Source organism: Microbacterium sp. p3-SID336 (genome assembly GCF_025143365.1).
Taxonomy (GTDB): Bacteria; Actinomycetota; Actinomycetes; order Actinomycetales; family Microbacteriaceae; genus Microbacterium.
In genome coordinates this window covers 39,152-59,311 of sequence record NZ_JALXPE010000002.1, presented here as the reverse complement: position 1 = coordinate 59,311, position 20,160 = coordinate 39,152, and the positions used below count along the sequence as shown (strand labels likewise).

Genomic DNA, 20,160 nt, shown 5'->3' with positions numbered 1-20,160 from the left:
CGAGGGCTCGGCGAGCAGCGCCGCGCGACCGCCGTGTGCGCGGAGGACGACAGGAGAGGGGCAGCGATGTCGGGCATCGTTTCGGCGTCGTCTCCTCGACACGGTTTCGGGAGCGCCGCCGGCCGGCTGAAGCACATCATCACGTCCTCACCCTCGCGCTTCGCGATCGCGGTGTTCGCGCTGCTGATCCTGGTCTTCACGGTCCTGTTCTCGCTGCCGATCGCCTCGGCCAGCGGCACCGTCACCCCACTGAGCGATGCGCTCTTCACGGCCGTCTCCACGATCTGCGTCACCGGACTGGCGACCGTCGACATGGCGAACCACTGGTCCCCCTTCGGACACGTGCTGGTGTTCATCGGCGTCAACATCGGCGCGCTCGGCGTATTGACCCTCGCCTCCCTGATGGGCATGCTCATCTCGAAGCGGCTCGGGCTCAGGGCGAAGCTCATGGCCGCGGGCGACACCAACCCGCTCCGCGCCCACGGCGGCGTCGTGAACGAGAGCCAGACCGTGCGCCTGGGCGAGGTCGGCCAGCTGCTCACCACCGTCGCCGTGTCGGCCCTCATCATCGAGGCCTCCCTCGCAGCGCTGCTGTACCCCGCTCTGGTGATGGCGGAGGTCAACCCGATCGCGGCACTGTGGGAGGCCCCCTACTTCGCGGCGATGGCATTCACCAACACCGGCTTCGCGCCCAACGACGGCGGCGTGGCGGTGTTCGCCGACGACTACCTCGTGCTTTCCCTGCTCATGGTGGGCGTCTTCCTCGGCAGCATCGGCTTCCCCGTGATCTACACGCTCGCCAAGCACGTGTGGCATGTGAAGCGCTGGTCCCTGCACTCGAAGCTCACGATCGTCACGACCGTGCTGCTGTTCATCCTGGGCGCCGCCGCCTTCCTCATCCTCGAGTACGACAACCCGCGCACGTTCGGCTCCATGGACGCCGCCGACACCACCTTCCAGGCGTTCTTCCTCTCCGCGATGACCCGCTCCGGCGGGTTCAACGTGATCGAGATGGATGACCTGAACGGCTCGTCGCTGCTCGCGGCGAGCATGCTCATGTTCGTCGGCGGCGGCTCGGCATCGACCGCGGGCGGCATCAAGGTCACCACGCTCGCGGTCCTCGCCATCGCGGTGTGGTCGGAGGCGAAGGGCCGCCAGTCCGTCGAGGCGTTCGGGCGCCGCATCCCCAGCGACGTCCAGCGCGTCGCGCTCAGCGTCGTCGCCTGGGGCGCGACGATCGTGGCCCTGTCGACGATCGTCATCTCGCAGATCACCAAAGCCGACATCAGTCACGTGCTCTTCGACGTGATCTCTGCGTTCGGCACCGTGGGCCTGTCGACCGGGCTCACAGGAGAGCTCCCGGATTCGGCGTCGTACGTGATGGCCGCGACCATCTTCATGGGCCGCGTTGGTACAGTGACTCTCGCTGCGGCAGTCGCCGCGACATCGCGCACGCAGTACTACTCGCTGCCCGTGGAAAGGCCGATCGTTGGTTGAAGTCCTCCGGGGCGACGCTCCCGTCCTCGTCATCGGCCTCGGCCGGTTCGGTGCCGCCTGCGCCGGTGAGCTCGACCGCCTCGACCGCGAGGTGCTCGCGATCGACGACAACCTCGAACTCGTGCAGAAGTGGTCGGAGCGGGTCACCCACACCGTGCAGGCCGACGCCAGGAACATCGATGCGCTGCGGCAGATCGGCGCCCAGGACTTTCAGGTGGCCGTCGTGGCCGTCGGCTCCTCGATCGAAGCGTCCGTGCTCATCACCGCGAACCTCGTCGACCTCAAGGTGCCGCAGATCTGGGCCAAGGCCGTCTCCCAGTCGCACGGCAAGATCCTCGCCCGCGTCGGAGCCAACCACGTGATCTACCCCGAGCGCGAGGCCGGCGAGCGCGTCGCCCACCTGGTCAGCGGCCGCATGCTCGACTTCATCCGCTTCGACGACGACTTCGTGCTCGCCAAGATGTACCCGCCGAAGTTCATCCGCGGCGTCGGCCTGAACGAGTCCGGCGTCCGCTCCAAGTACAAGGTCACTGTGGTCGGTGTGAAGAGCCCGGGCAAGCCGTTCCGCTACGCCGAGGCCAACACCATCGTCACGAACCACGACCTCATCATCGTGTCCGGCACCAACAGCGACATCGAGCGCTTCGCCGCCCTCGACCGCTGACGCGGGCCGAAGCCGCGACTCCCCCACGCGGCGGATGTGGGCGTCGGCGCCCGCGTGGTGGGATGGGGGCATGACCGACCACGCCCCGGCCCCACCCGTCCTCGCCCTCCGCGGACTCCGCAAGCAGTTCGGCCAGAAGGTCGCCGTCGACAGCCTCTCGCTCGACGTGCCGGCCGGATCCATGCTCGGCCTGCTCGGTCCGAACGGCGCAGGCAAGACGACCACTCTCGCCATGACCACCGGACTGCTGCGCCCCGACGCCGGCACCGCCTGGGTGCTCGGCGCCGATGTGTGGCAGGACCCGGCAGCGGCCAAGGCCCGCATGGGCGTTCTGCCGGACGGCATCCGCATGCTCGACCGCCTCACCGGCGCTGAACTGCTGCGGTACACCGGGCTGCTGCGCGGCATGGCCGAGGCCGACGTCGTGGCACGGGCGGGCGAGCTGCTCGACGCCCTGGGGCTGACCGAGGCGCGCGACACCCTGGTCGTGGACTACTCCGCCGGGATGCGCAAGAAGATCGGCCTGGCGTGCGCGCTCATCCACGCGCCGCGGCTGCTGATCCTGGACGAGCCGCTGGAGGCGGTCGACCCCGTGTCCGGCCAGACGATCAGGCAGATCCTGCGCTCTTTCGTCGACGGCGGAGGCACGGTCGTGCTGTCGAGCCACGTCATGGAGCTCGTGGAATCGCTGTGCGACCGCGTGGCGATCGTGGCCGAGGGTCGCCTGCTCGCCCACGGCACACTGGACGAGGTGCGCGCGGGGCTCACCCTGCAGGAGCGCTTCCTCGCGCTCGTCGGCGCCCACGACCTCGGGACGGAGACGCTCGCATGGTTGCGCTCCTCGTAAGCCTGCGGCTGCGTCAGCTGGGTCACCAGCTCGCACGCAACCCCTGGATGATCGTGACCCTCGCGATCATGGGCCTCTTCGCTGTCGGCATGCTCGGTGCGCTCACGGCCGGGCTCGTCGCCCTGCGCTTCGCGGCGCCGGACGCCGCCGTGACGGCGCTCGTGCTCACCGGGGGCGTCATCGTGCTCGGATGGTGGGTGGGCTCCCTCCTCGTCAGCAGTGACGATTCCCTTGCTCCGGAGCGGTTCGCGCTGCTTCCGGTGACGGCGCGCACGATGCTCCCGGGCCTGGTGGTCGCGAGTGTCACGACGGTCGGCGGCATCGGCACAGCGGTCGCGCTGCTCCTCATGCTGCTGGGGTGGTCGGTCAGCATCCCGGCCCTGATCACGGCGCTGCTCATGATCCCGCTGGCGCTGGCGACCTGCGTGCTGGGAGCGCGCGTCGTCAGCGGAATCCTCGCGCGCTGGCTGGCCCGCCGCCGGGCGCGGGACCTGGTGCTCACCGTGGGTGTCGTGCTGCTGGCCTCCTCGGGACTGCTGCTGAACATCGGCGCACAGGCGCTGACCCGCGTGGGCGACGTCGGCGGAGCCTTCACGGCCGTCGCGGAGATCGCCGCGTGGACCCCGGTCGCGGCGGTCTTCGGTGTGCCCGCCGCGCTCGCCCAGGGCGAGGTGCTCACCGCGGTGCTGCGCCTGGTCATCGCGCTCGCCACGGTCGCCCTGCTCTGGGTGGCCGCGCGGGTCATGCTCGACGCGCGGCTCACCGCGCCGATCCAGTCCAGCGGCGGGGGCCGGGTCCGATCCGGCGGAGTCCTCGACCGGATGCTGCCGGCCGGCCCCGTCGGTGCGATCGCCGGCCGCACGCTGCGCTACTTCCGCCGCGACCCCCGGCAGGCGATCAACATCGTGATGATGCTGCTCCTGCCCGCGATCTTCCTCGGGCTCGCCCTGATGAACGGTCTGCAGCAGGACTCCTCCGGCTTCGCCCCCGCCATCACGCTGATTCCGGCGATCAACGCTCTGCTCACCGGCAGCATCGTGCAGATGGCGATCGCGTACGACAACGATGCGTTCGCGCTGCACATCCTCACCGGAGTGAGCGGCACCGCCGATCGCACGGGTCGACTGCTCGGGTTCGGCGTGCTCGCGGTCCCCGTCACGGTCGTCCTGTGCATCGCGACGTGCCTGTTGGCCGGACGCCCGGACCTGCTCCCCGGGAGTCTCGGCGCGGCGCTCGGACTCATGGCGGTCTCGGCGGGAGCCGGCTCCTGGGTCGGCGCGTTCCTCCCGGGGCGGGCTCCCGCGCCCGAGGCGAACCCCTTCGGTCGCGGCTCCTCCGGCGGCGCGCAGTCGTTCCTCGCGATGCTGATCATGTCCCCGATCACACTCGTGCTGGGCGCTCCCGCCCTCGGCTTCGCGATCGCCGCGATCTGGATCCCCCCGCTGGGCTGGGTGAGCCTCGCGTGCGCCGTCGTGATCGGCGGACTCGCGCTGTGGGGCGGCGTCGCGCTGGGCGGTCGGACGCTGGACGCCCGCGCGCCGCAGGTGCTGATCGAGGTGTCGGGGGACTGAGCGGAGCCCGGAGGGGGTCGTGCTCGCGCTCTGCACGCGGCGACCGAGGTGTCGGGCGACGGAGCGGAGCCCGGACGACGCGTGCTCCCCGCGGGCGGGCCGTCGGGACCAGGACGGCGACGTGCCGGACCCGTCGAGCCTCGACGATCCGACCGTGCTCAGGCCCCGGCGGCGAGCTCCTTCGCCCGCGCGAGCGCCGCGGCTGCGGCATCCGCGAACGTGCGATCCAGCCGCGCGTCCTGCAGCACGGCGACGGCGCGCTCGGTGGTTCCCTTCGGGCTCGTGACCCGGCGACGCAGCTCCGAGGGCTCCTCGCCGGACGCGTCGAGCAACGCGGTCGCACCGATGAAGGTCTGCTCGGCCAGGAGCCGCGCATCCGCCTCGGAGAACCCCATGCCCTCGGCGGCCTTGGTCAGTTCCTCGATCAGCAGGAAGACGTAGGCGGGACCCGACCCGGAGATCGTGGACAGCGCATCGATCTGCGACTCGGGGACGACCACGACGGCGCCGACGGTCTCGAACAGCCGACGCACCAGGGCCAGATCGTCGTCGCTCGCCGCGGCGCCGGGAGCCAGGCCGGTCACCCCCTTGCGCACGGTCGAGGGGGTGTTCGGCATCGACCGGATCACGCGGGCGTCAGCGCCCAGTCCCTCGGCGAACGTCTGCAGGGTCACCCCCGCGGCGAGACTCACCACGATCGTGTCGTCGGCCAGCTGCGGGGCGATCTCGCGGAGCAGATCCGGCACCATCGCGGGCTTCACTCCCACCAGCACGATGCGCGCGCCGGCGACCGCATCGGCATTGCCGTCCGGGTGCTCCGACAGCGCGATGCTCGTGACCCCGTCGAACCCGGCGAGCGCGGCGGCCTTCTCGGGGGTTCGGTTGGTGGCGGTGATCCCCCCGTCCACGGTGATGCCGGACGCGAGCACCCCGCGGAGGATCGCTCCCCCCATCGAACCGGCACCGAGGAACGCGAGGGACGGGAGCGAGTCAGCCATGTCGTCATCCTACGGCGGGCGCTCCTGCATCCCCCGGACGGGCGGTTCTAGACTCGTCGCATGAGTGCATCCGGAGGCAGCAAGGCCATCGTCGCGGCGTTCCTGGCGAACCTGGGCATCGCGCTCGCGAAGTTCATCGCCTGGGCGCTCTCGGGTTCGGCGTCGATGCTCGCCGAAGCCATCCACTCGGTCGCCGACTCGGGCAACCAGCTGCTGCTGATGCTCGGAGGCCGCAAGTCCCAGCGACGCGCCGATCGCGCGCACCCCTTCGGCTACGGCCGGGAGCGCTATGTGTACGCGTTCGTCGTGTCGATCATCCTGTTCTCCGTGGGCGGTCTCTTCGCGATCTACGAGGGCGTCGACAAGCTGACCAACCCGCACGAACTCGACCAGACCTGGTGGTGGCTGCCGCTCGTGGTGCTGCTGATCGCGATCGGCCTGGAGTCGTTCTCGCTGCGCACGGCCGTCCGCGAGAGCAACCTCGTGCGCGAGAAAGGCCAGTCCTGGTCGTCGTTCATCCGCCGCGCCAAGGCGCCGGAGCTGCCCGTCGTGCTGCTGGAGGACATCGGGGCCCTCACCGGACTCACGTTCGCCCTGCTCGGTGTGGGCCTCACGCTCCTCACGGGCAACCCGCTGTTCGACGCCCTCGGCACCGTCATGATCGGCGTGCTGCTCGTGCTGATCGCCATCGTGCTGGGCGTCGAGACCAAGAGCCTGCTCATCGGCGAGGGGGCGACCCAGGCCGACGAGGACCGCATCGTCGACGCCATCAACGACGGGCCGGAGATCGAGAAGATCATCCACATGAAGACCCTCTACCTCGGACCGGACGAGCTGATGGTCGCGGCGAAGATCGCCCTCCACGCCGACAAGCCGCTGCGCGAGGTGGCCGACGACATCAACGCCATCGAGGCCCGCATCCGCACGGCGGTCCCGCTCGCGCGGGTGGTGTACATCGAGCCCGACGTGTACCGGCCCGCGATCGACCCCGAGCCCTCGACCGACGTCTTCGTCCTCAAGTCCTCGGACTGAGCGGTGCCTCGCGCGACGCGGCCCACGGCGGTCGCAGGCCTCACGGTGCTGCTCGCGACCGCTCTGGCGGGCTGCACCATGGACACCGTGATCTGGGGTGCCGAGGGGGCCGAGGTCATCGCGGAGACGGAGCGCCTCATCGCGGCCGCAGGCGAGGGTGACGCGGAGCCGTTCGTCTGCGACGGCGCGGACCCGGAGCTGCGGGAGCCCGTCGACTGGCAGGGGCTGTCCGCCGAGGAGCCGGGGGCCTTCGTCGGCGAGTACTGGCCGGAGCAGGTGCCGGTCGATCCCGACTGGACGATCAACCTCTCGTTGCCGGAAGGACGCGTGGCCGCAGGCGAGCAGTTCCCCGGCGATGTCTTCTACCGGACCACGGACGAAGGGCTGTGCCTCGTGGCGGTCGCCTGGTCGACGGTCCTGGGCTGACGCCGATGCCGCGCGGGGCTCAGCGGCGCTCCCGGAAGAAGTCGCGCAGGAGGGCGGTCGCGGCCTCCTCCTCGATACCGCCGACCACTTCCGCGCGATACGGCAGGCGGCGGTCCCGCAGCACGTCGTACATCGACCCCGCCGCGCCCGCCTTGTCGTCCCAGGCGCCGAAGACCACCCGGCCGATGCGCGATTGCAGGATCGCCCCCGCGCACATGATGCACGGCTCCAGGGTGACCACGAGCGTGCACCCCTCGAGGTTCCAGGAGCGTCGGCTCGCGGCCGCCTGGCGCAGCGCGACGATCTCCGCATGACCGGTCGGGTCGTGGGTGGTTTCGCGCGTGTTGCGCCCCTCGCCGAGCACGCGCCCCTCGGCGTCCAGCACGACCGCCCCCACGGGGATCTCGGTCGCGTCCGCGGCCTCCGCGGCCAGGGCGAGCGCACGGCCCATCGCGAGGCGGTCGGCGGCGGTCATGCGTCGAGCCTACGACAGCAGCACGGCCCCTCCTGTGCCTCGATGTCGTGCGGGGCGGTGGCGCGCATTAGCCTGTAACCATGCGTGTTCACGTCGCCGACCACCCCCTCGTCACCCACAAGCTCTCGGTGCTGCGCGACGCGCGCACCCCGTCGCCCGTCTTCCGACAGCTGACGGAGGAGCTCGTGACCCTCCTGGCCTACGAGGCGACGCGCAACGTCAAGGTCACCCCCATCGAGATCACGACCCCGGTGACCACGACCACCGGAGTCAAGATCTCCGAGCCGCGTCCCATCGTCGTGCCGATCCTCCGTGCGGGCCTCGGCATGCTCGAAGGACTGGTGAAGCTGCTCCCGACGGCCGAGGTCGGCTTCCTGGGCATGGTCCGCGACGAGGAGACCTTCGAGCCCACGACGTACGCCGAGCGGCTTCCGGACGACCTGAGCGACCGCCAGTGCTTCGCCATCGACCCGATGCTGGCGACGGGCGGCTCGCTGGCCGCTGCGATCCAGTTCCTGTTCGACCGCGGCGCGAAGGATGTGACCGCGATCTGCCTGCTGGGCACCCCGGAGGGCGTGGCCGCGATCGAGGCCATGGCCGGCGACCGGGACGTGACCCTCGTGCTGGGTGCGCTCGACGAGCGACTCGACGAGAAGGGCTACATCGTGCCTGGGCTCGGCGACGCCGGCGACCGCCTCTACGGCACCGTCTGATCCGAGCGCGGGGCGGACGCTGCCCGGTGCGGTCCGAACCCAAGGTGGGTGCTGCTCCACGCTGCGGTCTGAGCCCGAGGCGGGGGCTGCTCCATGGCGCGGTCTGAGCCCGAGGCGAGTGCAGACGGGCGGCTCTGTCAGAGGGTCAGACGGTAGGCGCGCTCCTCCCCGTACCGTGTGAACCCGGCCGTGGCGAGAATCGGCGCCGAGGTCGAGACGCGACCCTTGACGAGCGCCGTGGCGGCGCCGCGGGCGGCGCTCTGCCGCAGACGCTCCGCGAGCACGGCACGGTAGACGCCGCGTCCGCGGTCGGTCTCGAGCGTCGCCGCGCCCCAGAGCCGCGTGAACCCGTCGACGATCGTGCACCCGCCGGTGCTCACGGCGCGTCCGTCGATGCGGCCGAGGACCCGGAGCCCTTCGCCGGTGCGGAGAGTGGCGGCCACCTCGGCGAACTCGACGCGCAGCCCATCCTCGTCGAGGGGCTGCTGACCCCAGACCGGAACGTTGATCGCGTCGACCTCGCGGAGCTGATCCAGCGAGCGGACGAGTTCGGCGGACACGCCGGGCGGCACATCGACGCCGACGCCGGTGGTCGGACGCGCGAACACGGTGACCGTGTCGACGTGTTCGGCTCCGCGGCGCCGAAGTTCGTCCTCCAGGTCAGGGCCATCGGCCGGGTTCGTCCAGAACGTGAACACCGTCTCGCCCCAGGCTCTGGTGCGCTCCAGCGCTGCATCGAGCACGGACGCGGCGGAAACCGTGGACGGGACCTGTGACCCGCGAACTCCTCCGCCGAACCGCTCCGGGTACCGCACGAGGAGCATCTCGTCGCGGACATGCTCGCTGCCGCGCGGGAACCATGCCCAGGCAGCCGCGGCGCGGAGCACCTCCTCCGCGGTGGGCAGGTCGGGCGTGCGAACGTCCCCGACGGGAAGGTCTCCGGTGGACGCGGTCGCATCCGGCTCGCGCGACGTCATGCCTGGTCCTCTTCTGCGGCGCCGACCAGTCGAGCGAATGCGCTCAGCCGCGCGACGCCCTCCGGCGTGTACGGCAGATCGTCGAGCAGGGCCGGGGAGTGGATCAGGTACGCCACGACCTGCGCGCGGGAGATCGCCACGTTGAGGCGGTTCTGCAGCAGCAGGAACTCTGGTCCGCGCGGAGCATCCCGTCCGCTCGACGCGGCGAGCGAGGTGATCGAGACCACCGCCTCCTTGCCCTGGAAGTTGTCGACCGTTCCCACCGGCACGCCGCCGAACCCGGCCTTCGTGAGGGCATCGTGCACGAGCTGCCGTTGCGCGTTGTACGGCGCGACCACGATGATGTCGTCCGGCCTCAGCGGCCGCACCGTGCCGGCCGGGTCGTTGTCGTGAAACGGCCGCCCCACGAGATCGCGGACGATGCGCACGACCTCATCCGCCTCCTCGGGCGACTGCGTGGCATTGCCACGGTGCCGCAGCGGCACCACGTGCAGCCCCGGGTCGATGCCCTCCACAGCCCGCCGCTCCGTTCCGGGGGCGGAAGCGAGCTTGCCCGCATACGCGAGCTTCGACACCGGGGCCGCCACGAACGGATGCATGCGCCACGACTGCGCGAGGAAGTAGCCGTATTCGGGCCGGACGACCGGGTCGCCGTCCATGACCCAGCCCAGCGCGGAGGTGTCGACCGGTTCGGGGTGGGCCCCCTGGCTCACCTGCGGCAGCTGCTGCGGATCGCCCAGCAGGAGCAGCCGCTGTGCCCCCGCGGCGACCGCGATCGTGGAGGCGAGCGAGAACTGCCCGGCCTCGTCGATCACGAGCAGGTCGAGCCCACCGCGGTCGACGCGCTGCGTGTTGCTGAAGTCCCACGCGGTACCGCCGACGACGGCGCCCTCGTGTGCGTGCTCTGCCAGGAACGCCGCCATCCCGTTCTTCGGGATCACGGTGTACGCCGGGTCGGCGTCAGCATCCTTCGGGCACTTCGCGACCTGTGCGGGCGACACGCCGTCGGCGACCACGCGCTCCAGCAGCGTCTCGATGATCGCATGCGACTGCGCCACGACACCCACCCGGAAGCCGCGCTCGTTCACGAGACGCGCGATCACCTGTGACCCCGTGTAGGTCTTGCCCGTGCCCGGAGGGCCCTGCACGGCGAGGTAGCTGCGGTCGAGGTCGAGGATCCCGCGCACGATCGCATCGATCGTGTCTGCGCCGGCAGGCGGAAGCGGCGCCCCCGAGAGGGTCCGCGGCGGAAGGCGGCGGAGGATGTCGGTCGCGGCATCGGCAGGGAACCCCGGGGCGGCCTCGTGCACGGAGTCCGCCCACTCGTCGATCGCCTGCTGCAGCGACACCACCCGCGGCGGCGCGGCGGGCGTCAGAGCCACGGGCAGCTCGTCCCACGTCTGCCCTTGTACCGCCGACTCCACGATGAGGTAGCCGTCGTCGAGGACTTCGCGCACCGTCACGGCATGCGGCACATGCACGGCGCGCGAGGGCACCTCGGTGTCGAACGGCGCGGGCACGCCGTACAGGGCGAACGGCTGCGACCCGGCGCCGAGCGTGGTCCCCGGCGAGACCTCGCCACGCAGCTCCACCTCGCGTGACATGACGCGGCGGCCCTCGCCGATACTCCAGTCGCTGCGCACGCGCGACGACGGCGCGTCGACCTTGACCACGTCGCGCGTGCCGTCCCACATCGTCACCGGCTCGCGCAGTCGCTGGAAGTGCGAGACCCAGAAGCTCTTCGCCTCCCGCGGGAAGTAGTCGATCGCCGCGGCGGCGATGCGGTGCACGAGGCCGTCGTCTCCTGCCGCCGCCGCGCGCTCCGCATCCGCGAGCAGTGCCAGGGACCGCGGAGACGGCTCGTAGATGACCTCGGCGACGTCGTCCGGGGGCGCCGGCGTGACGCCCTCCTTGCGCGCGATGTCGATGAGCCAGTTGCGCAGCCGGCGCGTCGAGACGCAGTCGTAGCGGTTGTAGTCGGCCAGGTCGGCGAACACGGCGTCGGCTTCCGCCTGCTCCCCGGCTGCCGCGAGCTCGCGGGCCGCGACGTACTGCACGATCGAGTCGTCGCCCTTCTGCACATCGCTCGTGCGCACGTCTTCGCCCATGTACAGGGGCTCGAGCTTCTTGATGGAGTACGACCGGGAGCCGACGCGCACCGTGCGCAGCACCAGCGGGTACAGATCGACGAAGACGCCCTCGCGCAGCAGTCGGTCGACCTCCCCCTCACGCACCCCATGCCGAGCGGCCATCGCGACCAGGTGCGAGGTCTCGTACGGCGCGTAATGGTAGATGTGCATGCCGGGATGCGCGGCGCGGCGGAGCTTCACGAAGTCGAGGAACGTCTCGAGCGCGCGACGCTCCTCGGCGAACGTGTGCGCCCACAGCGCCGTGTACTGATCGGCGTTGTCGACCCACCCGAACAGGTAGTCGATGCCCCACTCGGCCTCGCCGTCCGGCGCGGGCTCGGTGTAGAGCGGATCGCCCTCGAAGTCGAAGAAGATGTCGCCGTGGCTCGGCACGGGCAGCGTGTGGATGGCCGCCGCATAGTGCACGTCGTAGGTGGGGGCACCGTCGGCGTCGGCGCGCAGCTGAAGGCGCGCCTGATCACGGAGACCTTGGAAGGTGTCGACATTCATCCCCTCCGGAGGCACCTCGGCCGCGGCGAGGTCGTCGATCGTGAGGATGCCCGCTGCGCGGAGTCGTGCCCGCTGCACCGGACGCATCCGCGCGACCATGAGCAGATCCCGATGGGCGAGGACCTGCTCTTCGCACGTCGCGCAGCGCCCGCAAGCCACCACTCTCAGGTCACCGCGATCGTCGCCCCACGCGAGGGGGACTCCGCTCTGACCGTCGCCCACCGCACGATCGGCGATGAGCGCCCGCAGTCGCGCTCTACGCACGCGGAACAGCGGCAGCAGGTCGTCGACCGCGTGCGTGCTGATGCTGTGGTCGCCCAGGATGAGGTCGACCTCGTCGGCGCGCGGGATGCCGAGCCGATCGAGCTGATCGACGTATGCCGCGAGCTGCATGAGCGCGGTGACCCGCGCCTTGCGCGCCAGCTTGGAGTCCTGCACGCGCCAGCGGCCGTCCGCGTCCTTGCGCAGGAAGTCCGCGAATCCGACGAACTCCTCCGTCGCGAAAGCCGCCTGGAACACGACCGACGCGTCCGACCGCAGCGCGGCGACGGTCTCCTCCACTGCTGCCGCCAGCGCCTCGGGATCGCTGGACCGGATCTTCGCCACCTGGTGCACGTGATCCGCACCGAGGTCGCGGATATACCGATCGAGCACGTTCTGCTCGTGCACGTCACCCAGCTGGGCCGCCCGCTGCAGCGTCGCGTCCTCCGGCTCCTCGACCGCGGGGACGCGCCCGAGCTTCGCATCGATCGCCCGACACCAGGCGAACTCGCACTCGGCGGCCGCCTTGAGGTCGCTCGCGCTCCAGATGATCCGCTGCGCCTCAGTGTCGATCCGCACGATGCTCCCGTTCTCTCGGATGCTTCGACACTATCCGCGGCATCCGACATGGGAGAAAGCGGGGCCGACCCGCTCGCACGAGGACGGTCAGCGCCACCAGGTGTCGTCGGGCGTGACGGGCAGGTGCCGCTTGTGCTGCGTCGCCAGATAGCGCGCCTCGATGCGCCCGGCGACCTCCGGGTCGACCTCCTGCCCCTCCAGGAACGAGTCGATCTGCTCGTAGGTCAGCCCGAGCTCATCCTCGTCCGAGCGGCCTGGCTGGTCGTCGAGCAGATCGGCCGTCGGCACCTTGAACGCCAGCCGATGCGGCGCCTCCAGGTGCTGCAGCAGCGATCGGCCCTGGCGCTTGGTCAGGCCCGCGAGCGGAAGCACATCCGCCGCGCCGTCACCGAACTTCGTGTAGAAGCCCGTAACGGCCTCGGCCGCGTGGTCGGTGCCGATCACGATCAGACCGTCGTGCCCCGCCAGCGCGTACTGGGTGACCATGCGCAACCGTGCCTTGATGTTGCCGCGGTTGAAGTCGGTGATGTCGCCGGTAACCGCCGCCTCGATGTCGCGTTCCACGCCGTCGACTCCGTGCTCGATGTTCACCTCGACCGTCGAGTCCGGAGCGATGTAGTCGAGCGCCGCCTGGGCGTCCTCCGCATCGTGCTGCACCCGGTACGGCAGCCGCACCGCGAGGAACGACGCGTCGCCGCCCTCTGCGCGGACCCGCTCGACGGCGAGCTGCGCCAGCCGCCCGGCGAGCGTCGAGTCCTGCCCGCCCGAGATGCCGAGCACGAAGCCCTTCGCGCCGGTCGTGCGCAGGTAGTCGGCGAGGAATGCGATCCGCCGCTCCACCTCCGCCTCGGGGTCGATGTCGGGCCGGACGCCCAGGTCCTCCGCGATCTGCTTCTGCAACGACACGAGATCCTCCGCTCTTCGCCTGGCCCCAGTATCCTCCCTCCGCGGGTCGCCGGGGCCGCGGCGCGGCGCTCGCACGCGGCATCCAGCCGCGACCTGAGAGAATGAGGCAGTGAAACTCCTCGTCGCCGCGCTCGCGTCCGAACTGTCCGCCTTCCCCGACGAGCTCGACGGCTTCGACCGACTGGTCACCGGCCCCGGCAAGCTCCAGGCGACCTATGCCCTGACCAGGGCGCTCGACGCCAAACTGTACGACGAGGTCGTCGTGGTCGGCACGGCCGGTGCCATCGATCCGGCGCTCGAGGCCGCGGTGCATGAGGTGGGCTCCGCGTTCCAGCACGACGTCACCGACCTGGACGGCATCTCCGGCCAGCACGTGTCCCTGCCCGCGCGGGTCAGCACCGGGCGCGACGGCGTGCTCATCGCGACGGGGGACCACTTCGTCGAGGATGCCGAGGTCACGGCCGTGATCCGGCCGAGCGGGGCCGCTCTCGTCGACATGGAGACGTACGCATACATCTGGGTCGCGGGCCAGTTCGGCGTTCCGATCCGTGCTTTCCGGGCGGTGTCGGATCAGGCGGAGGACGGGGCTCTGACGGACTTCCGGGATGCGGTCGCCCGCTGCAGCGTGCAGCTGCGTGACGTCATCCGCGCCGAGTACGGCGTCTGAAGCCGCACCACGTCGTTCCGGCGAAGGTGCGGCTGCGCGACGTCATTCCCGCCGAGTACGGCGTCTGAAGCCGCGCCACGTCGTTCCGGCGGAGGTGCGGCTGCGCGACGTCATTCCCGCCGAGTATGGGTCTGAGGCCGCGCAGGCCCGATCAGCGGGTCTCGATGACACTGGGGCCGTTCGGGAGAGCACGCACGGTGAGCTGCGCGGGGATCTGCTCCTGCATGGCCTCCACGTGACTGATCACGCCGACCGTGCGACCGCCCTGCCGCAGCTCGTCGAGGGTGCGCATCGCCACGTCGAGCGTGTCGCCGTCGAGCGACCCGAACCCCTCGTCGATGAAGAGCGTGTCGAGGCGGATGCCGCCGGCTCGTGCGGTGACGACCTCGGCCAGTCCGAGAGCCAGCGCGAGTGACGTGAGGAAGGTCTCCCCGCCGGAGAGCGACTGCGGCGGACGGGTCTGCCCGGTGAAGGCGTCGGCGACGACGATGCCGAGCCCGGACGCGGCACCGCGCGCCGCCAGCGCATCGGAGTGCTGTAGCCGATAGCGCCCTTCCGACATGTCGTGCAGACGCCGGTTGGCCGCCTCGACGATCTCCTCCAGCTCCGCCGCGAGCACGAAGGTCTCCAGCGTCATCTTGCGGGTGTTCGCGCCACGACCGGCGATCGTGTCGGCGAGGTTCTGCAGCACCGCGAACGCCTCCGCGTCCTCGGCCGTGCGTGCATGCTCGGCGGCGGCGGATTCATGCAAGCCCGCGAGTCGCGCGGCATCCCCCGCGGCCCTGGTCGCCTCGTCCATGGCGAGCGACCACGCGGCACGCGCCTCCGCCGACGCGCGCTCGAAGGGTTCGACGTCGATCGGCTCCTCGGGGAGAGTGCGCAGCTCGAGGTCCCACAGCACCGCCCGCTCCTTCTCCCGCTGCACGGCGTGACGGCTGATCCGCGCCTCCAGCTCCTCCTGCGCCGAGGCGGATCGCAGCGCCCGCTCGGCGGTCTCGGCGTCCGCGAAGGGCGAGGCTGTCAGCGCGGCTTCTCTCTCCGCCGCGGCCTCCGCCGCCGCCCGCTCCCGGCGCGTGCGCTCGGAGCTCGCCTCGGCCAGCCGACGGGCGTCCGCGACCCTGGCGCTGAGGTCCTCGACCCGCTCCGCGACCGTGTCGAACTCCCCGCGGGCTTCCGCGATCGCCGCCTCCGCGTCCTGATGACGCTGCACCACGAGGGCCAGCTGCTCCCGCGCCGCGGCGAGCGCTGCGGCATCCTCCGCCCGCTCGACCTCCAGCCGGTCTGCGCGTTCCGCCAGCTCGGCGCGCAGCGCGTCGAGTCGTGCGACGTGCTCGCGAGCCGCGACAGCCTGTGCGTGCTCGCTCTCAGCCGCCGCCCGCTCGACCTCGGCGCCTGCCGTGTCGCGGCCGTCCGCCTGCGCGGTGACGGCGGCCCGAGCGAGCTGCAATTCGGTGCACGCGGCGCTCGCCTCCTGCTCCGCCCGCGCCGCCGCGTCCCGCTCCGCTTCGGCTTCGGCGATGTCATCGGCCGACACGGGGTCGGTGTGAACGGCGGGTGCCGGATGCTCGCGCGACCCGCAGACGGCACAGGCCTCCCCGTCGACGAGGGTCGCCGCGAGTTCGCCGGCCATGCCGTCCATGCGGCGCTGACGCAGTCGTGCCAGTCGCGTCTGCGCCTCGGCGTGCGTGGTCGTGGCCGCCGTCAGCACGGCATCGGCCGCCGCGCACTCGGCCTCCAGACGTTCGACCTCGCGCGCCGCCTCCAGTCGCCGGTCCGCCGCGTCGAGGGCCGCCCGGAGATCGGGGATGCGCGCCGCGAGTCGGCGCGCCGCTTCCCCTTCCTCCGTGATTGCAGCGATCTGCGCCGGGAGGCCATCCCGCTCGGTCGCCCCCGCCTCCGCGCGCGCCTCCGCCTCGGTCACCGCCCGCTCGGCTGCCTGGCGTTCCGCCGTGCGTGCGGGTGCCTGCTGTTCGAGCACGGCCGCCCGCTCCCAGCCGCCGGTCTCCCGCACGCGTGCGGCGATCCAGTCCTCGAGGTCGGCCACATCGATGCCTCGACGCCGCCAACCCGCCTCTGCCTGCTCCTCGTCACCGCGCGCCTGCGCGAGGGCAGCCTGTGCCCTCGTCGCCGCGACGATGGTCGGTCGCAGCACCTCCGCTGCCCGGGCGTTCGCGAGTTCGACTCGCGCCTGCGCGATCTCGGGCTCCTCGGCATCCAGTTGCGCCAGGGCGAGCCTGGCTCTGTCGCGCTCGGTCTGGTCGCGCTTCTCCTCGCGCACCGTGGCGAGCGCTGCATCCGCCGCGGTCGAGCGCGCCTCGGCGTCCGCACGCTCGGAGGCACGACGCTCCGCACGGTAATCCGCGCGGGCGAGAGCAGTGCCGAGCGCGTCGAGACGCTCCGCAGCGGACCGTGTGCCGCCCGCGGCGCCCCGTCCCGTTCCCGCAGCCCCACCGCCACGCAGAGCCTCGCCGTCACGCAGCAGCCCGCCGTCTTGCGCGGTGCCGCCGTCACGCACGGCGTCACGGTCGCGTGACTCGTCCCCGCCGAGACCGGCCTCCGACACCAGCCGTTCCGCCTCGTCCAAGCGTGCGTTCACTCCGGCCAGGCGCGTGCCCAGCTCCTGCTCGGCGGTGCGCTTGCGCTCGTCGAAGCGGGCCTGCACGTCTTCGAACCGCTCCGTGCCGAACAGCCGTCGCAGCAGAGCCTGGCGGTCACGGCTCCCGGCCAGCAGAAACTCCGAGAAACGGTTCTGCGCGAGCAGGATCACCTGCAGGAACTGCTCGCGGCTCAGCTGCAGGATCTCATCCAGCTCGTGGGCGACGTCGACCGCGCGCGCGGCCCGCCCGATCCAGCCGTCCTCCGTCCACTCCTCCAGGGAGACCGCCGCCGCCTGCTTCGTGAGACCGCCGCCGCGCTTGGCCGGACGCAGGTACTCGGGAGAGCGCGTCACCCGAAAACGGCCGGCGGGCGTGCTGAACTCGACGACCACCTCGGAGAGATCGTCCGGCTCGCAGTGATCGCTGCGAAGCCTCTTCTCGCCGCCGTCGTACCGTGGGACGCCGCCGTAGAGCCCGAAGCACACCGCGTCCAGGATGCTCGACTTGCCCGCGCCCGTGCGGCCGGCGATGAGGAAGATGCCGTCGTCGGCGAAGGCATCGAAGTCGACGGTCTGCCGGGCGCGGAAGGGACCGAATCCCTCGACCTCCAGACGGTGGAGTCGCATCTAGACGAGAGCCTCCGCGCGCACGCGGTCGTCGAGCACCTCGTGGATGAGCTCCCGCTCGACCTCGCTCGGCCCCTGACCCGCGCGCACGTGTTCCAGGAACGCCTCGATCCGGTCGGCGTCGGTCACCGCTGACCGCAGCCGCTGCGCGTAGGAGCGGTCGCGGTCCACCGCAGCGACGGCGGGCTGATGCTGCACCATCGCGCAGTGGGGGTAGACCTCGCGGAGCCGCCGCATGGGCTCGCTCTGGGGCACCGCGTCGGTGTAGACGGCGCACACCCAGTGGTTCGCGTGGGCCTCGACGTTCTGCGCGGAGAGGATCTCCTCGAACGTGCCCGTGAGCGTGACGAGCTGACGCGGCACCGGCAGCTCCCGCCACTCGACCGCCGTCAGTCCGTCGGCGTCGAGGTCGACCAGCCAGGACCCTCGCGGCTTGTGCTGCTCGCCGAAGCTGTAGTGCAACGGCGCACCGGCGTACCGCACGCGCTCGCTGAGCTGCTGCCGCCCGTGGATGTGCCCGAGTGCGACGTAGTCGGGGCCGTCGAACACGCTCAGCGGCACCACGTCCAGGCCCCCCTGTCGCACCTCGCGCTCCAGGCCCTCGGTGGGCTCGACCCCCGCGGCGAAGCAGTGCGCGATCGCGACGGAGCGCCCCTCGTGCTCCTTCATGCCCGCCCGCACCAGGTTCATCGCGTGGGTCATGGTCTGCGCCTGCGTGCGCAGCGGCCGCCCCTCGGCATCTCCCTCGGGCCAGTGCTGGCGCACGATCGCGGGCTCGAGGTAGGGGATGCCGTAGAAGTGGACGGGACCGTGGCCGTCGGCGATCGTGACGGGGCGCCCGACACCGAGCGGATCGGTCAGCACGTGGATGCCGTCGCGGAGCAGGCGCGCCTGGAACCCGAGCCGAGCGGCCGAGTCATGGTTGCCGCTCGTGACGATCACGCGCGCCCCGGTCGCGTGCAGCGCCACCAGCGCGTCGCCGAGGAGCGTGTAAGCCGCGGCGGAGGGCGTGGCGGAGTCGAAGACGTCGCCCGCGACGATCACGACATCGACGCGCTCCGCCTCGACCTGTGCGGTGAGCGCGGCGAGCACCTCGGCGAGCGCCTCCAGGGTGGAGTTGCCGTGGAAGGTCCGGCCGATGTGCCAGTCCGAGGTGTGCAGGATCCGCATACTCACACCGTACGAACGACCTCCGACATTGCGTCCGAGGCCCGCCGCGCTGCTGCCATGCCGGCGCCGGCGTGCACGCGCACCGTCAGCCGTGCGTGTAACACGGCGACACAATCGCGCGGATCAGCGCGTGCGGAGCAGACCGGCGCGCTCCGGGTGCGCCGCGAACCACTCGGCCACGTACCAGCACACGGCGTCGACCGTGCGGTCACCACGCTCGGCGATGTCGGCGACCGCCCCTTCGACGACCTTCCCCGCGTAGCCGTTGCCGCGGAAAGTCGGGACCGTGAAGGCCCGGGTCAGGGCGATGGTGCGTCCGTCGTCGCGGTAGTCGAGCACGCTGACGAGCTTCCCGTCGCGCGTGAGCGTGTACCGCGATGCGTCCTTCTCGTCGGTCAGGATGAAGCCGCCGACGGTGTGCGAGATCGTCATCCGTGCCACGTTACGCCCCCTGCGCCACGCCCGGGCGTTTTGACATGCGCCGTCACGATCGGACATAATCCCCCCATGACCACCAACGCACGCCCTTTGTCCGCCCAGGAGGCGAACGGGACTGCCGGGATGATGATGCCCGGTCGCGTTGGCATGTGTTGCCGAATGTGTCGCTGAACGAACAGCCACCCCGCCTGACCTGACTCCCCGCCATCTGCGAGGACAGCGTCACGAGCATCCACCCTTGCTCGCTTCCCGGCTCCGCCGGTCATTCATGCAACGCATCCGAGCCCTTCGCTTCGGGCTCACGTCCTGAGGACCCATCATCATGTCGAACACCGCCCTTCTCGAGCGTCCCGCCGTCACCGCCCCCGTCCGCACCGTCCGCCCCGCCGTCGAGCACGAGGCGCAGGCCGGGGCCGACCTGCCCGCCGTCCGCTCGCCGCGCGGCTTCGCCCTCTACGTCGGACTCGACGAGATCAAGGCCGCCGAAGCCGGCGTGAGCCTCCCGCTTCTCGTCGACGCCCTCCGCCGCACCCTCGCCGAGCTCGCCCCCGGCGCCGAGACGCACGCCACCGTGGCGCTCGCTCCCCATGGATCCGGCGGCCGCGACCTCGACGTCGTCCGCCTCGCGCTGCAGGAGCCCGGCGCCATCGCCCGCACCAAGGCCGCCGCCGAGGAGGAGATCACCTCCGAGGAGACCGGCGTGACCGTCGACATCTCCCGCAAGCGCGTCCTGATCGACGGCGAGTCGGCCGCCTTCACCTACAAGGAGTTCGAGCTGCTGCAGTACCTGGTGCTCCGCGAGGGCCGCACCATCGAGCGCAGCGAGCTGGTCGCCGCGCTGTGGCAGGCGCAGGACGACGAGGCTCCCGGCGAGCGCACGATCGACGTGCACGTCCGCCGCCTGCGCGCCAAGCTCGGCCGCTACGAGGACATCGTCCGCACGGTGCGCGGCATCGGCTACCGTTTCGACCGGCACGCCGACGTCGTGATCCGCTACGGCCACGGCACGCCCTCGCCCGACCGCTTCTGACGCGCACGCGCGGTGCGGACAGCGCCCGGGCCCGAAGCCCGGTGTCA

Annotated in this window: 17 protein-coding genes; 9 read left to right on the top strand and 8 right to left on the bottom strand. The window is 71.4% G+C overall.

Annotated elements, in window-relative coordinates:
* Positions 1-66 precede the first annotated feature (66 nt).
* The 4 genes from M3C17_RS01025 to M3C17_RS01010 all read left to right on the top strand — a co-directional run bounded on the left by M3C17_RS01025 (position 67) and on the right by M3C17_RS01010 (position 4,579).
* Positions 67-1,497 (top strand): TrkH family potassium uptake protein, encoded by a 1,431-nt coding sequence (locus tag M3C17_RS01025; protein ID WP_259975763.1) that lies wholly within the window; start codon positions 67-69, stop codon positions 1,495-1,497.
* Positions 1,490-2,161 carry a TrkA family potassium uptake protein gene (locus M3C17_RS01020; protein ID WP_136031985.1) on the top strand — a complete coding sequence of 224 codons (672 nt, stop codon included), beginning with the start codon at positions 1,490-1,492 and terminating at the stop codon, positions 2,159-2,161. Before M3C17_RS01025 ends, M3C17_RS01020 begins: the two co-directional genes overlap by 8 nt.
* Before the next feature lie 70 nt (positions 2,162-2,231).
* The gene (locus tag M3C17_RS01015) at positions 2,232-3,008 is read left to right on the top strand and encodes an ABC transporter ATP-binding protein (RefSeq protein WP_259975762.1); all 777 of its coding nucleotides are present in this window, start codon (positions 2,232-2,234) and stop codon (positions 3,006-3,008) included.
* Positions 2,990-4,579: a hypothetical protein gene (locus M3C17_RS01010; RefSeq protein ID WP_259975761.1), complete on the top strand. Its 1,590-nt coding sequence runs from the start codon at positions 2,990-2,992 to the stop codon at positions 4,577-4,579. Before M3C17_RS01015 ends, M3C17_RS01010 begins: the two co-directional genes overlap by 19 nt.
* Before the next feature lie 158 nt (positions 4,580-4,737).
* Here M3C17_RS01010 and proC read toward each other — a convergent pair whose 3' ends face one another.
* On the bottom strand, positions 4,738-5,577 hold the full coding sequence (gene proC / locus M3C17_RS01005; protein ID WP_259975760.1) for a pyrroline-5-carboxylate reductase: 840 nt from the start codon (positions 5,575-5,577) through the stop codon (positions 4,738-4,740).
* Between the two features lie 60 nt (positions 5,578-5,637).
* Between proC and M3C17_RS01000 the strand changes: the two genes are divergently transcribed.
* The gene (locus M3C17_RS01000; RefSeq protein ID WP_259975759.1) at positions 5,638-6,609 is read left to right on the top strand and encodes a cation diffusion facilitator family transporter; all 972 of its coding nucleotides are present in this window, start codon (positions 5,638-5,640) and stop codon (positions 6,607-6,609) included.
* 3 nt (positions 6,610-6,612) lie between these two features.
* Positions 6,613-7,035, top strand: a complete 423-nt coding sequence (locus M3C17_RS00995) for a hypothetical protein (protein WP_259975758.1) — start codon at positions 6,613-6,615, stop codon at positions 7,033-7,035.
* A 19-nt stretch (positions 7,036-7,054) separates the two neighbouring features.
* On the opposite strand, the gene tadA is transcribed toward M3C17_RS00995, so the two are convergent.
* Positions 7,055-7,510, bottom strand: a complete 456-nt coding sequence (gene tadA, locus M3C17_RS00990) for a tRNA adenosine(34) deaminase TadA (protein ID WP_259975757.1) — start codon at positions 7,508-7,510, stop codon at positions 7,055-7,057.
* Positions 7,511-7,590: 80 nt separating this feature from the next.
* On the opposite strand from tadA, the gene upp reads away from it, so the two are divergent.
* Positions 7,591-8,223, top strand: coding sequence for a uracil phosphoribosyltransferase (gene upp / locus M3C17_RS00985; RefSeq protein WP_210676685.1), 633 nt, complete (start codon positions 7,591-7,593; stop codon positions 8,221-8,223).
* A 137-nt stretch (positions 8,224-8,360) separates the two neighbouring features.
* Here the strand turns inward: upp and M3C17_RS00980 are convergent, their stop codons facing one another.
* The 3 genes from M3C17_RS00980 to nadE all read right to left on the bottom strand — a co-directional run bounded on the left by M3C17_RS00980 (position 8,361) and on the right by nadE (position 13,585).
* Positions 8,361-9,200, bottom strand: a complete 840-nt coding sequence (locus M3C17_RS00980) for a hypothetical protein (RefSeq protein WP_259975755.1) — start codon at positions 9,198-9,200, stop codon at positions 8,361-8,363.
* Positions 9,197-12,679, bottom strand: a complete 3,483-nt coding sequence (locus tag M3C17_RS00975) for a bifunctional RecB family nuclease/DEAD/DEAH box helicase (RefSeq protein ID WP_259975754.1) — start codon at positions 12,677-12,679, stop codon at positions 9,197-9,199. Before M3C17_RS00975 ends, M3C17_RS00980 begins: the two co-directional genes overlap by 4 nt.
* An 87-nt stretch (positions 12,680-12,766) precedes the next feature.
* A complete protein-coding gene (gene nadE, locus M3C17_RS00970) occupies positions 12,767-13,585 on the bottom strand; it encodes an ammonia-dependent NAD(+) synthetase (protein WP_259975752.1) in 819 nt (272 codons plus the stop codon).
* A 109-nt stretch (positions 13,586-13,694) separates the two neighbouring features.
* Here nadE and M3C17_RS00965 point away from each other — a divergent pair, with 109 nt between their 5' ends.
* Positions 13,695-14,252: a nucleoside phosphorylase gene (locus M3C17_RS00965; RefSeq protein WP_259975751.1), complete on the top strand. Its 558-nt coding sequence runs from the start codon at positions 13,695-13,697 to the stop codon at positions 14,250-14,252.
* 151 nt (positions 14,253-14,403) lie between these two features.
* Here the strand turns inward: M3C17_RS00965 and M3C17_RS00960 are convergent, their stop codons facing one another.
* From M3C17_RS00960 to M3C17_RS00950, 3 genes are all read right to left on the bottom strand, one after another.
* On the bottom strand, positions 14,404-17,475 hold the full coding sequence (locus tag M3C17_RS00960) for an SMC family ATPase (RefSeq protein WP_259975750.1): 3,072 nt from the start codon (positions 17,473-17,475) through the stop codon (positions 14,404-14,406).
* The gene (locus tag M3C17_RS00955) at positions 17,476-18,645 is read right to left on the bottom strand and encodes an exonuclease SbcCD subunit D (RefSeq protein WP_259975749.1); all 1,170 of its coding nucleotides are present in this window, start codon (positions 18,643-18,645) and stop codon (positions 17,476-17,478) included. It lies immediately after the preceding gene.
* A 123-nt stretch (positions 18,646-18,768) separates the two neighbouring features.
* On the bottom strand, positions 18,769-19,077 hold the full coding sequence (locus M3C17_RS00950) for a GNAT family N-acetyltransferase (RefSeq protein ID WP_259975748.1): 309 nt from the start codon (positions 19,075-19,077) through the stop codon (positions 18,769-18,771).
* 328 nt (positions 19,078-19,405) lie between these two features.
* On the opposite strand from M3C17_RS00950, the gene M3C17_RS00945 reads away from it, so the two are divergent.
* Entirely contained in the window at positions 19,406-20,113 is a 708-nt protein-coding gene (locus M3C17_RS00945) for a winged helix-turn-helix domain-containing protein (protein WP_259975747.1), read from the top strand.
* Positions 20,114-20,160 lie beyond the last annotated feature (47 nt).

Excerpts from the sequence above, each read along its gene's own strand:
- M3C17_RS00950 (WP_259975748.1), bottom strand. The coding sequence starts at position 19,077 with ATGACGATCTCGCACACCGTCGGCGGCTTCATCCTGACCGACGAGAAG.
- tadA (WP_259975757.1), bottom strand. The coding sequence starts at position 7,510 with ATGACCGCCGCCGACCGCCTCGCGATGGGCCGTGCGCTCGCCCTGGCC.
- upp (WP_210676685.1), top strand. The coding sequence starts at position 7,591 with ATGCGTGTTCACGTCGCCGACCACCCCCTCGTCACCCACAAGCTCTCG.
- M3C17_RS00980 (WP_259975755.1), bottom strand. The coding sequence starts at position 9,200 with ATGACGTCGCGCGAGCCGGATGCGACCGCGTCCACCGGAGACCTTCCC.
- M3C17_RS00960 (WP_259975750.1), bottom strand. The coding sequence starts at position 17,475 with ATGCGACTCCACCGTCTGGAGGTCGAGGGATTCGGTCCCTTCCGCGCC.
- M3C17_RS00955 (WP_259975749.1), bottom strand. The coding sequence starts at position 18,645 with ATGCGGATCCTGCACACCTCGGACTGGCACATCGGCCGGACCTTCCAC.
- proC (WP_259975760.1), bottom strand. The coding sequence starts at position 5,577 with ATGGCTGACTCGCTCCCGTCCCTCGCGTTCCTCGGTGCCGGTTCGATG.
- M3C17_RS01010 (WP_259975761.1), top strand. The coding sequence starts at position 2,990 with ATGGTTGCGCTCCTCGTAAGCCTGCGGCTGCGTCAGCTGGGTCACCAG.
- M3C17_RS01000 (WP_259975759.1), top strand. The coding sequence starts at position 5,638 with ATGAGTGCATCCGGAGGCAGCAAGGCCATCGTCGCGGCGTTCCTGGCG.
- M3C17_RS01015 (WP_259975762.1), top strand. The coding sequence starts at position 2,232 with ATGACCGACCACGCCCCGGCCCCACCCGTCCTCGCCCTCCGCGGACTC.
- M3C17_RS01025 (WP_259975763.1), top strand. The coding sequence starts at position 67 with ATGTCGGGCATCGTTTCGGCGTCGTCTCCTCGACACGGTTTCGGGAGC.
- M3C17_RS00945 (WP_259975747.1), top strand. The coding sequence starts at position 19,406 with ATGTCGAACACCGCCCTTCTCGAGCGTCCCGCCGTCACCGCCCCCGTC.